This is a genomic window from Candidatus Binatus sp., assembly GCF_030646925.1.
Lineage (GTDB): Bacteria > Desulfobacterota > Binatia > Binatales > Binataceae > Binatus.
Map to the genome: position 1 here is coordinate 33253 of NZ_JAUSKL010000078.1, position 14964 is coordinate 48216.

Here is a 14964-nt window from a genome sequence, read left to right on the forward strand (position 1 = left end):
GAAGAGGATGCCCGCCGGCCCTGCGGCGGGTAGGTGAGGGTGCGGGATCGCTTGCTGACGCACCTTCGCTCGATTGCTTTCGATTTCAGCCGGCACCGAGATAAGAATGGACACGGACCTCAGAACGGATAATTGATGCCCGAGAAAACTGCGGCGCCCTCGCCGCCCCATCCGACGTCGACGTATCCCACCACGAATGGCTCCGCGATTCCGCGGATGCCGATACCGCCAACCGGATGCAAATCATTGAACGGGTTGTAGCTCATGTCGTGACCGACGCGGCCGGCTTCGGCGAACGGCGCCAGTTCGAGGATGCCGTGCGTGCCGAATACTTTTCGGTCCCAGACCCGGGTGCGCATCTCGAGATTCATCACGAACAGATTGTTGTCGATGAATCGTCCCGTGCCGTAGCCGCGCAGAGTTTCCTGATCGGTGAGCAAACTTTCGTCGCCGCCGAGACGCGCGGCCGACCAGAAGGGCATCTCGTTGCCGGCGGGTTGCCATTCGGTAAAGACGTGCCCGGCGAAAGTGATGCGATTGCCGACGGTTAGATAGCGCCGCATTTCGCCGCCGAAGCGATTGTAGGAAATCGAGCTCATGAAGCGCCGATCCGCGATTCCATAATAGACGCGCGCGAGTCCGCCCGAGCGCGGGATATCCACCGAATCGCGCGTGTCGTACTGAATCATCGCCTGGGTCAGTACTTCGGTGCCGCCGTTGATGCCTTTTTGATGCGGGAAGATTTGCGTGATGTCGGGGACGCTGTTGAAGCCGCCTTCCTGGATCCGCAAATATTTTGGCCGTTCCATCACCGAGATTTGCAACTGCTCGCTTAGGTTGAGGCCGACGGTAGCCATCCCGAAAACCTGCTCGGTGGTGTAGTTGGTCTGATTGCCTTCGGCTGAATGGTTGCCCAAGCCGTAAAAGCGCTCGGTCGGGTCGCGCTCGAAATAGAACCGCCCCTCGAACGACCACCAGTGCTTGTGCTCGCGACCGGTCTGATAATCAAGATCGACTTTGCGCGCGATCTTCACTTGCGCGCCGGCGACGACATACCACTGCGTATCCGCCGACGGATACGACAGATAACGAAAGCTGCCACCCGGTCCGAGCGTACTGTTGGCATTGATGTCGGGCGCAAAGATGCTGGTGATCTCGTCGTGATTGTCGGTGTTGAGCCACACCGGGAGGATGCCGTAGGTCACGCCGCCGTTAGGATCAGTGGTGACTTCGGGGACCGGAATGAAGGGCCACGAGCCGGGGTCTTTCGCCTTGAAGGAATGGTAATCGTACTGTGGCCAGCTCCACGTGCTGGGATCCATCAGTTGGAACGCATTCGCGCTCGCGCAAGCGAGTAACAGGAGAGCGATCAGCGAAATCGAACCGACAATCCGGCGCATCGTGAATTTTTTCCGCGAATCCTTCGCTACCGTTCAACCGTCGAAAATACCATCATCCCCACTCCAGGTAACGAGGGGAAGCGATCGAAGATAAGCAAAGCTGACAGGCTTAATCGACGCGATCAACCCCGTGCGCCTGGCGCAAGATCGAGCGGTTCTTTGGGCGCTGTTTGGAGTCGATCGGCGGACGGTTCAGTCGTTTCAATTTGACAAGTCTGCAATGGGTTCGTGCGGTCCGCTTTTCGGCAGCGCCGCAAATGTGCAAGGATTCGGCTGAACCTGCCCAACTGAGCGTTGCGCGGTGAGCCGAGATCGCGGGCTCGCATGATTTGGCGCGCAACGAAGCGGGCATATTTCATTTCCACGGAGGACTTAAGCCAATGGCAAAAGCTGACGGCGGCGAATTGATCGCGCGCGTGATGCGGGAGAATGGCGTTAAATATTGTTTCGCGATCAACGGCGGGCATCTATTCCCGATCCTCGGCCAGTTGCGCAATCACGACATCAAGCTGATCCACATGCGCCACGAGCAGGCGACCGCATACGCCGCCGACGCCTACGCGCGCACCTCGGGCAACGTGGGAGTATGCATGGTGACCGCCGGATGCGGGCTGACCAACGCGGTGACGGGACTCTGCGTCGCGGGTCTGACCGGCAGTGCCGTGGTGTGCATCTCGGGACAGCATCCGAACACCGAGGACCATCTTGGATCGTTCCAGGAGGCATACGGTTCGGAGGTGGTCGATAGCTTTTCGAAATTCACCAAGCGCGTGACGGACTGGTCCACGATCCAGTTCGACCTCCGCTCGGCGTTCCGCGAGGCGATCTCGCCGCCGCAGGGCGTTGCGCTGTTCGAGATTCCGCAAAACATCCTCTATCACGGCGACGAAGACGGCCGTCAGCGCAAGGGCGCGCGCGGCTTCACGGTCGATGACGTGCGATCGGCGGGCGACCCGGCGAAGATCGATCGCGCGATCGAGATGCTGGTCGCGGCGGAACGTCCGCTGATTGCGGGCGGCGACGGACTCTTCTGGTCGCAGGCGGGCGACGAGATGCGCGAGTTCGTCGAACTGACGAATATCCCGGTGTACGCGCGCCGCGCGGGACAAGGCGTCGTCTCGGAAGAGCATCGGCTGGCGATTCGCGGCGCATTCAAGAAGCCGTTCACCGGCAACGCCGACGTGATACTCGCGATCGGATTCCGCTACTGGAGCGGCGAGCATTTCGGACAGCCGCCGACCTGGACCGATAAAGCCAAGTATATCCAGGTCGATCCGACGCCTACGCGGATCGGATGGCAAGTCAACGCGGATTTGCCGATGGTCGGCGATCCGAAGATCGTGCTGCGCCAGATGATCAACCGCATCAAGGAGCTGAAGCTCGATTTCTCGAAGAACAAGACTTCGCCGTGGGTGAAGGAAGTTTGGGAAACACGCCAGCGCTTCGACAATCAGATCAAGGACCAGAATCAAAAGGTCGCGAAGAATACGCCGATTCATCCGGCGCGCCTCTGCGAGGATCTGATCACGGTGCTCGACAAGGACGCGACCACGATTATCGACAGCTTCACGCTGTCGGGATGGATGAGCCGCGCGTTCACCTGCCGCTTCATGGGACAGGTGGTCGATGCGGGCCCGCTCGCGCCGGTGGGACACGGCGTCGGGATGGGAATCGGCGCGCAACTCGCGCGGCCGGGAAAACAGGTCGTCGTGATCAGCGGCGACGGCGGCCTCGGCATCGGCGGCTTCGACATGGAAACGGCGGCGCGCTACAAGCTGCCGGTGCTTACCGTGCTGTGGAACAACAGTTCGTGGGGCCCGAACTTCGATCAGATGCCGGGGCTCAAGGGGCGGACCGATCCATTCAACATGATCCCGAATATCCGCTACGACAAAATGTTCGCCGAGATGGGATGCCATGGCGAGCATATCGAGACGCCGGAGCAGATCATTCCGGCGCTCGAGCGCGCGTTCAAATCTGGCAAGCCGGCGATGATCAACGTCGTCGGCGACGTGAGTATCGGCAACGCGACGCTCGGCGGCAATCTGCTGGGCTCGACGGGGGCCAAGGGCTAGGCGCGATTCAGTAATCCGTCCGATGAGGCGGGATGCGCGAGCGATCGCGCGTCCCGCCTTTGTTTTGAGGCGATGCAAAAGTGATCGCGAGAGTGCGCGCGCGATCACTCGTTCAGTTGGCGGAGTATCACGCGCGCTTTGAGCAGGTTCTGTTCGGCGGACTTGTAATCGCCGGCCTTGATCGAGTCCTCGGCCTGCTGATCGAGATTGCGCGCGTCGAAGAGCATCTTGCGCTTGGCGGGCTCGGTCGGTCCCGCATCGCGGACGTGAGCGAGTTCGAGGGAAACGAGTTTTTCGAGCTTGACGAGATCGGGCGGCATCGGCGACGCGACCAGGTAGTCCGTGGCGCCGCGCAGGAGCAATCCAAGCATCGCGAACGCGAGCATGAGCGCGAGTGGCGGCGGGTTCCGTGAGCGCATCGAGAAGGTATTTTATCGACGCGCGCATCGTGTTGCCTAGCGTCATTGGGGTCGATGTTTCACGTGAAACGTCGTCGAGTTCAGGAGAAGGAAGGGCGAACGGAGACCAAGCTGAAATAGTTATGCTGACTTAAACGATCCTCCGGCCCTAACGGCTCTCCCATAAAAATTGAGCAGGACGGCAGAGCCAGCGGCAGTGAACTGGCGGGCTAAGCACTGATGAGCGCGTCAGGCAGGATGGCGGGGAAAGGACGAAATGGTTCCTTAGAGATCGAGTCGTCGGGCGGTGATAGCTAACAGTTCGCTTGACATGACTTTCTGTTTATAAGTATGGAAAGTGAATGGAGGCGTACGGACAAAGCATCTTGATATTCGTCGCGCCCCTGGTCGTGGTCTATGTCGCGTTGCTCGGTATCGGCTATCTGATTGCCGATGAAAAGGAATGGCGGGAGCGCAATCGCGCGCCGCAGGTCCGATCGTTGCCGGTTTCAAAGGCAGCGCGGCTGGCGGAGACGGAGCGACCGCCGCTTCTACTGCCATCCGGGCCGATTTACAGGGACAAGCGGCTGACGCAGAGACTGATATCGAAACCATTGCCGCGCCGTCCCGGTCCGACGAGCCATCGATAGGCTCGCGAAACGTTGCTTTCGTTCAGCGCAAAGCTGTCATGATCTTTTCGGCCAGCTTCTTTTCATAGCCGCCGAAAAAGTGATCGGCGCCCGCGACGACTTCGAGCGTGGCCGCCGCTCCGATTTTGGCGGCGACCGCCTTCAACGAATCGAGCGGCGAGTGTGAATCGCGATCGCCGGAGATCAGCAGCATCGGCTTGATTGCATCGGCCGGCACGCGCGCGTCGGCCATCGCGGTCGGCAGCGCGACCGTGACGATCCTCGCGACGTCGCCGGATTCGTAGCCCGCGGTCATCGCGACCATCGCGCCGAACGAGTAGCCGGCAAGGGTCGCGCCTTCGCGGCTGACGCCGGGCTGAGCGAGCAGGAATTCCATCGCGGCTTTCGCGTCGTCCACTTCGCCCGGGCCGCCGTCGTACTCGCCCTCGCTGCCGCCGACGCCGCGAAAATTGAAGCGCAAGGTCGCGTACCCCAACTCTCGAAGCGCGGCGAGAATCGCGTCCACCACGTTGTTATGCATCGAGCCGCCGTACATCGGATGCGGATGGCATACGACGGCTGCGGGCGCGCCTCCGCCGGGATTTGCGAGTCCGCCTTCAAGCAGGAGGTCGCCGGATTTGAACGTGACGTGCTGCTCTTCGATTTGATGCTCTGCCATCTGATGCGATTCTCCGTCCGTCGGGAGAGTTTTTTACGACCTAAAGCGTTACTTTAAATAATTATCGCAGCGTGACGAGGCTGGCTTGCGCGTATAATACAGCTAATGGCGAGCGATGAAACGCCGCGCTTCGCCGCGGATCGGATGCTGATGCGGCTCGCCCGATGGCTGCGACTCGCGGGCGCCGACGTGATCGCGGACGACTCGATCGATGGCGCCGGACTGCTCCGGCGCGCGCGCATCGAGAATCGGATCCTGCTGACGCGGGACAAGCGGCTGCGCACCGCTTCGGACGTGTTCTTTGTCGAGAGCAACGATCTGCGCGAGCAACTGCGCGGCGTGCTGGGGCATTTCGCGATCGATCCGACGGCCCACGCATTCACCCGATGCTCGCGCTGCAACGCCGTGCTGGCGCCGGTCGAGCGCGAACTGGTGTCGCGGCGGGTGCCGCCGTACGTCTTCGCGAGCCACGATCGATTTGCGGAATGCTTAAGCTGCGGCCGAATCTACTGGCCCGAGACTCATCAGAATCGAATTGCCGTCATACTGGAATCAATGAAACCACTAAGTCACGGAGGCACGAAGTAGGATAGATATTTTAATGGACATTGGTGCCTTTGTGCCTTGGTGGTGAAACCCGCAAAAATCCCGCGTTGCGCTGTACGCGGCATCGCGCCTATAAGGATCGACGGAGACGTGGAATCATTTCCAATCGCGTCTGGGGGAAGCATGACCAAGTTCAAAGTTTTGGTTCCCGCAATCGCCCTGCTATTCGCCACCGCAATCGAAGCGCACGCGGTGTCATTGACATTGAGTGGAACCTCGGGCGCGTCGCTGGAGATGGACGGCGCGCAAGCGGTGTATGCCAGCGACAGTATCGGCGTATCGCAACTGATCACGGCGGTGTCGATGCCGTCACCGGACGGCGGCACGATCACGGAAGTGGGAGTGCCGTCGATGATGCCGGACGGGCGGGTGATATTCGGCGCGGAAGTGCAGCCGAAGGACACCAATATCAAGGCGCGCTGGACGATCTTTATCGGCAATGCGGACGCCAAGCCGGCGTATCGCCTGACCGCGCCGCTGAATCCCAAGGCGATCGTCGGCGACTGCGTGCCGGCGTTCAAGGGCGACCCGTATCCGGTGGCCGACGCCGATGGCACTATCGCGTTCATGTCGCTGGTGCCGCACGGGCGCGACGCACTGTTCGTCTATTCGCACGGCGCGCTCACGTGCCTCGCGAAGGCGGGGATCAAGACCAACGAGGGCCACGAGATCGGAGTGCTGGGCTTTGGCAGCCCGCAGATTGGCGACGACGGACAAATCGTCTTCAACGCGTTCCTGATCGACAAGAGCGAGAAAGCCGCCGGAGCTCATCGGCAAGCGCTGCTGATGGCGTCGAAGAAGATGGGAGTTACGGAACTCGCGGTCGAGGGCGAATACGGACCCAATCACACGGAATACATGCGGCCGTTCGGCTTGCCGTCGGCATTGTCGTCGCCGCTCGGGATGACGATCGCGTTCACGGCCAAGACGCCGGCGGGCGGCGCGCTGTTTCTCTACTCGGGCGGGACGATGTCGCGCGTGCTGACGACGGGGACGCTGACGGCGCTGGGGCCGGTGTCGTACCTGTCGCCGGGGCGTCCGGGGCTCGCGATTGACGGCACGGTCGCGGTGCTCGCGGGATGCGCGCGGACGCCGGCGATTTTCCGGCTGTCGCGGCAGCGGCTGGATCTCAGAATCCAGCGCGGGCAGCTCACGCCATTCGGCACCGAGCTCGATTCGCTGGGCGATCCGGTGCTGACGGCGTCGGGCGCGATGTTCGTCGGCGCGACGGATACCGATAATCGCGAGAAGCTGTACGTACTATCGCGCGACGATGCGTTCTTCGAAGTCGGCGAGACGGAACTGATCTATCGAATCGCGATGGCCGAAAGTAAGCGTCATTCGATATTTACCGGCACGCTGACGGTGAATCAGCACGGCGATTTCGGCTATCTCGGCGGCCGGTGAGGAGAGGAAGAAGAGTTCGAAACCCCCACCGGTTTCGAACTTCCGGGGGCGCCGCGAAGCCGACTTCGGGCCGCAGGGCCGAATCGCAATAAGATTAGGATGCGCGCTAAGCGCTGTTAGTAAAGACGGGAAAAGAGGGAGTACAGGTTCGGCGTCATCATCGCGCCCCTGTGTCATCCCGACAGAGCCTTGCGACGAGGGAACCCGGATCCGGGATTCCTCGCTCTGAAGACCCCGCTCGGAATGACACGGAGCCGCGCATAGGTCGCGGCTTTTCTGAGATCGAGCTAACTGCCATCTTGAGTGCATGGCGGAAAATCCGAAGTACCTGACCCTCACACCAAAACTTTACGAATACGCGGTCGCGCACGGCCACAACGGCGATCCGATCCGCGCCGAACTGGCGGCCGAAACGTCCAAGCTCGGCATGATCAGCGTGATGCAAATCGCGCCCGAGCAGGGAACCTTCATGGCGATCCTGGCGGCGGCGATCGGCGCGCGGAGCGCGGTCGAAGTCGGCACCTTCACCGGCTACAGCGCACTCTGCGTTGCGCGCGCGTTGCCGGGCGACGGGCGGCTGCTCTGCTGCGACGTGAACGAGGAGTGGACCTCGATCGGGCGGCGCTACTGGGAGCGCGCGGGAATCGCGAACAAGATCACGCTCAAACTGGGGCCCGCGGTCGAGACGCTGCGCGCGCTGCCGGAGCATCATACCTTCGACTTCGCGTTTATCGACGCCGACAAAACCAGCTACGCGGTTTATTACGAGGAAATTCTGAAACGCATGCGCCCGAGCGGTTTGATCCTGATCGACAACGTGCTGTGGAACGGTGCGATTATCGACGCGAGCGTCAAGGACGAGAACACGGTGGCGCTGCGCGCGCTCAACGACAAGATCGCGGAGGATACACGCGTCGAAGCAGTGATGCTCGGAATCGCGGACGGGCTTACGATCGCGCGGAAGAAGTAATCGGGGAAGGAGAAGAGAAGAGTGCGAAACCCCTCACGGGTTTCGCGCTTCCTGGGGCGACGCGAAGCCGACTTCGGGCCGCAGGGCCGAAGCGCATTAAGATTGAAGATGCGGCTACGCGCTGTCAGTAAAGGTCGAAAAGAGCGGAGTGCGAATTTGAACTTGCCGCGTGTTGGCCGGAGCTTTCCCGGGTCACCCCGAGTGAGCGAAGCGACGGGGGAACCCGGATCCGGGATTCCTCGCCGTGAAGACGCCGCTCGGAATAACACGCACGTGCGTAATCGCGATTAACCTGCGCGCGGTTGTAGGAATCAATTGCGGGATCGGAGAATCGGCGCGACGACGCTGGCGGCACGCTCTATGCGCTAGAGTCGCAGAGGTTCACGGCGAGATTGCGCGACTAGTTCGGCTTTGTTCCCGCGGCGAAAATTCTCGAGCCGCGGACGACTTGCGCGCTTACGAGATTGCGGCAGTTGAGTATCTGCCACGGACTATCGCGCTCGACGGGATACTCGATGCGCGCATCCTTGCAGATCGCGGCGGAAACGATCTTCATGTCCGGCTTGGTGATCAATAGCTCGATGGCGCCGTCGTCGCGCGTCACGATCGCGTCGACGTGATCGTAGGCGAGGCGGCTTGGCTCGATCGTTTGCAGCGTCGGCATCGTGAGTTCGAGCAGCGGTCCGTGCGCGTCGCTGATAAGTGCGTGGGCACTCGCGACGCCCGCTTCGAAATCAATCTTGCCGAGCATCGAAGGAAAGCCGCGCTCGAGCAGGCCTGCCGCGAGCGCGTCCTGATTGTCGGTGATCGAGGCGGCGACAAATGCGGCCGGCGCCATCGTGAGGCGGCATCCGAGCGCGAGAAACGCGTCGCGAAACGGGCCAATCGGCGACTCGCGATGGTCGGTAATCACGAGGCGGCAATAGGCAGGCGTTGAACGATTGTACTCGGGCGGGAGGCGATCGAGCAGGACGTCTTTGCGGACTTCGAAGTACACGTTGAGCATCGTGACAGTGTCGCAATTCCACGGGAGCGCGGCGAATTGCGGGCGTGGCGTCGGGAGCGTCACGCGATATTTTTCGTGCGGTGCTCGTCCTGGATCGGGCATTGGTGAACTCCTGAGCTACGGCCTCCGCGTTAGGCCATCGGCGGCGCTTCGGGACCACAGCGCGAAGTGTCGGAAGGAGCGCTGGGTTTGGCGTCGTCGGCAAACGCGGGCATCACGTATTTGGCGAAGCGCTCGAGGCTCGCGAGCACTTTCTTTTGCGGAATCACCTGATCGAAGTTGATCATGCAGCAGACACGCTCGACGCCAACCTCGTCCCAATAGCGGAGATTCTCGATAATCTGATCGGGAGTGCCGACCGGGAATCCTTCACGAATCGAGAAAATCTCGGCCTGGCTGAGCAGCGCGGTCGCGTTGGCCAGCGCGGTGTACGCATGCGACGGACAAATCCCGCCGAGACCCACCAGATGCGCCGCGGTGTTGAAGAAGTGATAGGCGGCCATCCCGCCGACTTCGCGCGCTTCGTTTTCATCCTCGCCGCAGTAGAGCCAGCTTGCGGCGTTGACCTGGTTGTTGACGAATAGGCCTACCGGATCGCAGTGCTTGATGATGCGCCGATAATCGGAAACCAAGCGCTTGTAGTCGGCGGGCGTGCCGAGCGTGACGCCGAGCATCCCGATGCCGCGTTCGGCGGCCTGCACCGCGGTCTCGGGCGATGACACGGCGACCCACATCGGGGGATGCGGGTCCTGGATCGGCTTGGGCAGGATGTTGCGCGGCGGCATCTTGAAATACTTGCCGTTCCACTCGAACTCCTCTTCGGTCCACATTTTGGGAATCGCGCGGATGACTTCGTCCCACATTTCCTTGGTGTAGTCGGGATCGATGCCGAAGCCGCCGACTTCAGCCCACGTCGCGGAGCGGCCGGTGCCGAATTCAAGGCGTCCATTCGAAATCAAATCGAGCGCCGCGGCCCGTTCGGCGATTCGCGCGGGATGATTCATCGGCGGGAGGCATACCGAGATGCCCTGGCCGATACGAATCCGCTTGGTGCGCGCCGCGGCGGCCGCCAGAAAAACTTCGGGCGCCGACGAATGCGAATACTCCTCGAGAAAATGATGCTCGACTTCCCACACCTGGTCGAAGCCAAGTTCGTCGGCCAGCTCGATTTGCTCGAGCGCCTGATGATAGGCGCGCAATTCGGACTGTCGGGTCCAGGGTTTCTGCACCGAGTGTTCGTAGAAGATTCCGAATTTCATGGCGCACCTCTTCAGTTCAGCTTGACCAGGCTTGGACAATAGCCGAGGCCGACGGTACCGGCGCCACAATACGCGCCAGCCGAAGGACCGAGTTCAGTGATGATCAGATTAGTGCATCGGAGACGTTTTTTCACCATCGCGGCGAGATCGTTCGCGCCGCCCGGATTGTCGGCGTGCGTCACAATGACGGTGGCGTCGCTGCCGTCGAGCTCGGCCTCGGCGCGGGAGAGCATCTTCGCGATGTTCTCGGCTTGTGTTTTGGCTTTATCGACAACGGCGACGCGACCCCATACGCGAATCAGCGGGAGCATCCCTTTGAGACTGCCGACCTGCATTTCGTAGATCGAGATGCGGCCGTCGCGCTCGAAATATTCGGTGGTAGGCGGCGCGTAGTAGGTGTCGATTTTCGGCGTCGCTTCCTCGATCGCGGCGACGACTTCGGCGAGCGTCGCGCCTTTGGCCGCCATCCCCGCGGCTTCGACGCATACGGCGCCGAGGCCGGTCAGTGCGCGGCCCGTGTTGAGGACATCGACGATGATCTGGTTGTCGCGCTTCGCGACCACCGCAGCGGAGTAGGCGGCGGTGTACGTCGAGCACGATTCGAACGGATTGATCAGGCAGAGCACGCTCGCACCGCGCTCGTGCGCTTTGCGGTATGCGCTGAGGAAATCCGCGGGCATCGCGGCGGCGATAATCGGGAGGCGCGGCTCGCCCTTCAATCGCGCGTAGAACTCGGGGCGCTTCAAGTTGTCGTCGCGAAAAAATTCCGTCGAGAAGGCGACCTGGAGCGGAGCGATTTCGATTCCAAGACGGCTGATTTCCGCCGCGGGTAGATCGACGCTGCTATCGCATACGATTGAGAGTGTCTGCGTCATTTGCCTACCAGTTGTTCGGGCGATGGCATTCGAGTGAAATAGCGTGAGCAGTCGCGCCGGTCAAGGAATCTCGATGCAGAGTGTGCCGCAGCTAAGCTTGATCGAGCTTTCGACAAGGGGGCAACCCGATGAAAAAGAACGATCGCGTCAGACACGAAGCCGTGCCCGAGTGGGGCCTTGGCAGAGTGCTTGAGGATCCGGTGGGCGGAAGAGTTCGAATTTTCTTCATCAATGTCGGGATCAAAAAGATCTCGTTGCCGACGAGTATCGTAGTTGTGACTGGCGCAGAAGCGGCAAATGCCATTCTGGACAACCTGAAAGACATCGATCCGGATCTAGAACGTTCGTACAGGACATTGGCTGTGTTGAAGAAGCAATTTCTCGAGCAGTTTCCCGGCGGTTTTCATGGTGAGAAATATCTGATGACCGAGAGAAACTACAAGGTTGGAGCGCACGAGTTAGCGGAAAAACTACTTAGTCGCAAAACCATTGAAAAGGCTCTTGAATCGAAGGACTTTGCCGGTGTTTGCGAGAATGCGAGAAAAGTAATTCAGGCGACCAACTTGGTGTTTCCCAACGAAAAGATGAATTTTTCGGACGGAGTGAGAACTCCGGCTTTTCAGGAAAGGTTCTCCTCAACTCTTTTCGAACTGCTCTTCGGCGACGGAGCCCTTCAACGGCGCTTCACGTCCTTCTGCGGAATGCTTGATGAAATTGGAGCGGCGAAATGGACCGTTGCCACATATTTCCAGTTTATTATGTACCCAGACGAATACATGTTCATGAAGCCAGTCGTTACTTCGAAGGCCGCGGCTATTTGTGCCTTTGAATTGAACTACAAACCACAGCTGAATTGGCTGACGTACGAGAAACTCCTGGTATTTTCACGACATCTGAAGAACGAGCTCATCGATCTGAAACCTCGCGACATGATCGATGTTCAATCGTTCATTTGGTGCACGGGCGAAGGCCAGGCGTGACCTATAGACGGACACCTGACGATGGGTCCAACCGCACCGGAATTGCTGAGTCGATTGGTTGGACGATTTAGGGCGGCAGGATAGACTCGGCGGACTGAGGGCATTGGCGTATCGCGATCATGGAAGAACGTTACGATCCAGAGAAAATCGAAGCCGAATGGCAGGCCGAATGGGAGCGCACCGATCTGTATCGCGCCGGTGCCGATCCGGCGCGGCCCAAGTACTACATCCTCGAGATGTTTCCGTATCCGTCGGGCGCGGGACTCAGCGTCGGTCATCTGCACAACTACGTTCCGTGCGACGTGATCGGCCGCTACAAGCGGATGAAGGGTTTCAACGTGCTGCATCCGATGGGATGGGACGCGTTCGGCTTGCCGGCCGAGAACGAAGCGATTCTCAAGGGATCGCATCCGACGGAAACGGTGCCGCGCTACGCCGCGAACTTCAAGCGGCAACTTACGATCTCGGGATGCGCGTACGATTGGTCGCGCGAAATCAATTCGTCGGCGCCGGAGTATTACAAGTGGACGCAGTGGTTCTTTCTGCTGCTGTACAAGCGTGGACTCGCGTATCGCGCGACGGGTGCGCAGTGGTGGTGCGATAAGTGCCGCACGATTCTCGCCAACGAGCAGGTAGTCAACGGCTGCTGCTGGCGGCATCCGGACAACCCGGTCAGCAAGAAAGATCTCGAGCAGTGGTACATCAAGATTACGGACTACGCGGATCGATTGCTGGCCGACCTCGACAAGATCGACTGGCCGGAACCGATCAAGCTGATGCAGCGCAACTGGATCGGGCGGAGCGAAGGCGCCGAGCTGGGCTTTCCGATCACAGGCAATCCCGGCAAGGAAGTTCGCTTCTTCACGACGCGGCCCGACACGGTGTTCGGCGTGTCGTTGATGGTGCTCGCGCCGGAGCATCCGCTGGTCGCGGAGATCACGACGCCCGCTCAGCGCGCGGCGGTCGAAGCGTATGCGTCGGACGCGCGGCGGCAGAGCGAAATCGAGCGGATGTCCACCGCGAAGGAAAAGACCGGCGTGTTCACCGGCGCATACGCGCACAACGTGTTTACCGATAAAGACATCCCGATCTGGATCGCGGATTACGTGCTGATGGGATACGGGACCGGCGCGATCATGGGCGCGCCCGGAGAGGACCAGCGCGACTTTGAGTTCGCGACGAAGTACGGAATCGAGATTCCGCGCGTGACCGCGCCCGTGGACGGCAGCGAGGCGCCCGGCGATCGAGCGTTCATCGAGCAGGGAGTCGCGATCAACTCCGGATTTCTCGACGGGATGCCGACGGCCGACGCGATCAAGACGGTCGCGCGGTATGCCGAGGATCACGAGATCGGGCGCGCGACGGTCACCTACCGGATGCGCGATTGGCTGATCTCGCGGCAGCGCTATTGGGGATGTCCGATCCCGATGATGTACTGCAAAAACGATTGCGGCGTCGTGCCTGTGCCGGAGGATCAATTGCCCGTGATGCTGCCGGCGATGACCGATTATCTGCCGTCGGGCACCGCGCGCTCGCCGCTCGCCAACGTCGCCGAGTTCGTCCACACCACGTGCCCCAGGTGCGGCGGTCCCGCCGAGCGCGAGACCGACACGCTGGACGGCTTCGCATGTTCCTCGTGGTACTTCATGCGGTTTGCCGATCCGCACGACGATCGCGAGCCGTTTGCGCGCGCGGCCGTCGATTACTGGCTGCCGGTCGATTTGTATGTCGGCGGCGCGGAGCACGCCGTGATGCATCTGCTGTATGCGCGGATGTGGACCAAGGTGATGTTCGACGCGGGGATGATCAATTTCGACGAACCGTTCCCGATGCTGCGCAACCAGGGGATGGTGTGGGCGACCGACGGCTCGAAGATGTCGAAGAGCAAGGGCAACGTCGTCACGCCTGATTCGATGATCGAAAAGTATGGCGCCGACGCGCTCCGGCTGTGGGAACTTTTCATGAGCCCGTACGACGAGGCGACCAACTGGAACGAGAGCGGAGTGTCGGGCACGCTCAGGTTTATCACGCGGGTGTGGTCGATGATGCGGCGCTACGTCGAAGCGGGGTGCCCGGACGGGCGGCCGAGCGAGGGGACGCTGAAGCAGACGCATAAGGCGATCGAGAAAGTCACCGATCATATCGAGCGATTGCGCTTCAACACGGCGCTCGCGACGTTGATGGATCATCTGAATTACGTCGCGAAGCTGACGCCCGAGGAGATGGGCCGCTTCGTCGCGGAGTCGTTCGTGGTGATGCTCGCGCCAATGGCGCCGCACGTCAGCGAGGAATTGTGGCGCGAGTTGGGGCATCGTACGTCGGTGCATCTGGAGCGCTGGCCGGAGTTCGACGCGAATCTTGTGCGCGATGAGATGGCGACGGTGGTCGTGCAAATCAACGGCAAGGTGCGCGATCGATTGCAGGTGGCGGTCGGCGCGGAGGAATCGCAGGTGCGCGATCTGGCGCTCCGAAGCGAGGCGGTGATTCGCAACCTCGCGGGCAAGACGCCGCGGAAGTTCATTTTCGTCAAAGACAAGATGCTCAGCATCGTCGCGTAGAGAGCGAAGAATAAGAGGTCGAAACCCCTTACGGGTTTCGACCTTCCCGTAGCAAGAAGATGCGCGCTACGCGCTGTTAGTAAAAATAGGGGGGCCAAAAGCAGCGGGGACCCCAACCGGCT

13 protein-coding genes are annotated in these 14964 nt (G+C 60.8%); 7 read left to right on the forward strand and 6 right to left on the reverse strand.

Translation table 11 applies throughout. From position 1 onward, the window contains the following. Window positions 1-119 precede the first annotated feature (119 nt). Window positions 120-1400: a BamA/TamA family outer membrane protein gene (locus tag Q7S58_RS13795; protein ID WP_304826635.1), complete on the reverse strand. Its 1281-nt coding sequence runs from the start codon at window positions 1398-1400 to the stop codon at window positions 120-122. A gap of 380 nt (window positions 1401-1780) precedes the next feature. Between Q7S58_RS13795 and Q7S58_RS13800 the strand changes: the two genes are divergently transcribed. Continuing rightward, complete coding sequence (locus tag Q7S58_RS13800) at window positions 1781-3475, forward strand: thiamine pyrophosphate-binding protein (RefSeq protein ID WP_304826637.1); 1695 nt, start codon at window positions 1781-1783, stop codon at window positions 3473-3475. A 104-nt stretch (window positions 3476-3579) separates the two neighbouring features. On the opposite strand, the gene Q7S58_RS13805 is transcribed toward Q7S58_RS13800, so the two are convergent. After that, complete coding sequence (locus tag Q7S58_RS13805) at window positions 3580-3894, reverse strand: hypothetical protein (RefSeq protein ID WP_304826639.1); 315 nt, start codon at window positions 3892-3894, stop codon at window positions 3580-3582. Window positions 3895-4235: 341 nt separating this feature from the next. On the opposite strand from Q7S58_RS13805, the gene Q7S58_RS13810 reads away from it, so the two are divergent. Continuing rightward, the gene (locus Q7S58_RS13810) at window positions 4236-4523 is read left to right on the forward strand and encodes a hypothetical protein (protein WP_304826642.1); all 288 of its coding nucleotides are present in this window, start codon (window positions 4236-4238) and stop codon (window positions 4521-4523) included. Window positions 4524-4545: 22 nt separating this feature from the next. Here the strand turns inward: Q7S58_RS13810 and Q7S58_RS13815 are convergent, their stop codons facing one another. Further along, window positions 4546-5181 (reverse strand): alpha/beta hydrolase, encoded by a 636-nt coding sequence (locus tag Q7S58_RS13815; RefSeq protein ID WP_304826645.1) that lies wholly within the window; start codon window positions 5179-5181, stop codon window positions 4546-4548. A 105-nt stretch (window positions 5182-5286) separates the two neighbouring features. Between Q7S58_RS13815 and Q7S58_RS13820 the strand changes: the two genes are divergently transcribed. The 3 genes from Q7S58_RS13820 to Q7S58_RS13830 all read left to right on the forward strand — a co-directional run bounded on the left by Q7S58_RS13820 (window position 5287) and on the right by Q7S58_RS13830 (window position 8164). Continuing rightward, window positions 5287-5769, forward strand: a complete 483-nt coding sequence (locus Q7S58_RS13820) for a Mut7-C RNAse domain-containing protein (RefSeq protein WP_304826648.1) — start codon at window positions 5287-5289, stop codon at window positions 5767-5769. 141 nt (window positions 5770-5910) lie between these two features. Continuing rightward, window positions 5911-7194, forward strand: a complete 1284-nt coding sequence (locus Q7S58_RS13825) for a hypothetical protein (protein WP_304826651.1) — start codon at window positions 5911-5913, stop codon at window positions 7192-7194. A gap of 307 nt (window positions 7195-7501) precedes the next feature. Beyond that, window positions 7502-8164 carry an O-methyltransferase gene (locus tag Q7S58_RS13830; protein WP_304826653.1) on the forward strand — a complete coding sequence of 221 codons (663 nt, stop codon included), beginning with the start codon at window positions 7502-7504 and terminating at the stop codon, window positions 8162-8164. Between the two features lie 400 nt (window positions 8165-8564). Here the strand turns inward: Q7S58_RS13830 and Q7S58_RS13835 are convergent, their stop codons facing one another. The 3 genes from Q7S58_RS13835 to Q7S58_RS13845 are packed head-to-tail and all read right to left on the reverse strand — an operon-like array spanning window position 8565 to window position 11304. Then, window positions 8565-9272, reverse strand: coding sequence for an acetoacetate decarboxylase family protein (locus Q7S58_RS13835; RefSeq protein WP_304826656.1), 708 nt, complete (start codon window positions 9270-9272; stop codon window positions 8565-8567). Between the two features lie 29 nt (window positions 9273-9301). Then, window positions 9302-10429 (reverse strand): LLM class flavin-dependent oxidoreductase, encoded by a 1128-nt coding sequence (locus tag Q7S58_RS13840; RefSeq protein ID WP_304826659.1) that lies wholly within the window; start codon window positions 10427-10429, stop codon window positions 9302-9304. Window positions 10430-10440: 11 nt separating this feature from the next. Further along, window positions 10441-11304 carry a DegV family protein gene (locus Q7S58_RS13845; protein WP_304826662.1) on the reverse strand — a complete coding sequence of 288 codons (864 nt, stop codon included), beginning with the start codon at window positions 11302-11304 and terminating at the stop codon, window positions 10441-10443. Window positions 11305-11432: 128 nt separating this feature from the next. Between Q7S58_RS13845 and Q7S58_RS13850 the strand changes: the two genes are divergently transcribed. Together Q7S58_RS13850 and leuS are read left to right on the forward strand one after the other, a co-directional pair. Beyond that, window positions 11433-12284 (forward strand): DUF3553 domain-containing protein, encoded by an 852-nt coding sequence (locus tag Q7S58_RS13850; protein WP_304826665.1) that lies wholly within the window; start codon window positions 11433-11435, stop codon window positions 12282-12284. Window positions 12285-12403: 119 nt separating this feature from the next. After that, a complete protein-coding gene (gene leuS / locus Q7S58_RS13855; protein WP_304826668.1) occupies window positions 12404-14842 on the forward strand; it encodes a leucine--tRNA ligase in 2439 nt (812 codons plus the stop codon). Window positions 14843-14964 lie beyond the last annotated feature (122 nt).

Excerpts from the sequence above, each read along its gene's own strand:
- Q7S58_RS13795 (WP_304826635.1), bottom strand. The coding sequence starts at position 1,400 with ATGCGCCGGATTGTCGGTTCGATTTCGCTGATCGCTCTCCTGTTACTC.
- Q7S58_RS13800 (WP_304826637.1), top strand. The coding sequence starts at position 1,781 with ATGGCAAAAGCTGACGGCGGCGAATTGATCGCGCGCGTGATGCGGGAG.
- Q7S58_RS13805 (WP_304826639.1), bottom strand. The coding sequence starts at position 3,894 with ATGCGCTCACGGAACCCGCCGCCACTCGCGCTCATGCTCGCGTTCGCG.
- Q7S58_RS13810 (WP_304826642.1), top strand. The coding sequence starts at position 4,236 with ATGGAGGCGTACGGACAAAGCATCTTGATATTCGTCGCGCCCCTGGTC.
- Q7S58_RS13815 (WP_304826645.1), bottom strand. The coding sequence starts at position 5,181 with ATGGCAGAGCATCAAATCGAAGAGCAGCACGTCACGTTCAAATCCGGC.
- Q7S58_RS13820 (WP_304826648.1), top strand. The coding sequence starts at position 5,287 with ATGGCGAGCGATGAAACGCCGCGCTTCGCCGCGGATCGGATGCTGATG.
- Q7S58_RS13825 (WP_304826651.1), top strand. The coding sequence starts at position 5,911 with ATGACCAAGTTCAAAGTTTTGGTTCCCGCAATCGCCCTGCTATTCGCC.
- Q7S58_RS13830 (WP_304826653.1), top strand. The coding sequence starts at position 7,502 with ATGGCGGAAAATCCGAAGTACCTGACCCTCACACCAAAACTTTACGAA.
- Q7S58_RS13835 (WP_304826656.1), bottom strand. The coding sequence starts at position 9,272 with ATGCCCGATCCAGGACGAGCACCGCACGAAAAATATCGCGTGACGCTC.
- Q7S58_RS13840 (WP_304826659.1), bottom strand. The coding sequence starts at position 10,429 with ATGAAATTCGGAATCTTCTACGAACACTCGGTGCAGAAACCCTGGACC.
- Q7S58_RS13845 (WP_304826662.1), bottom strand. The coding sequence starts at position 11,304 with ATGACGCAGACACTCTCAATCGTATGCGATAGCAGCGTCGATCTACCC.
- Q7S58_RS13850 (WP_304826665.1), top strand. The coding sequence starts at position 11,433 with ATGAAAAAGAACGATCGCGTCAGACACGAAGCCGTGCCCGAGTGGGGC.
- leuS (WP_304826668.1), top strand. The coding sequence starts at position 12,404 with ATGGAAGAACGTTACGATCCAGAGAAAATCGAAGCCGAATGGCAGGCC.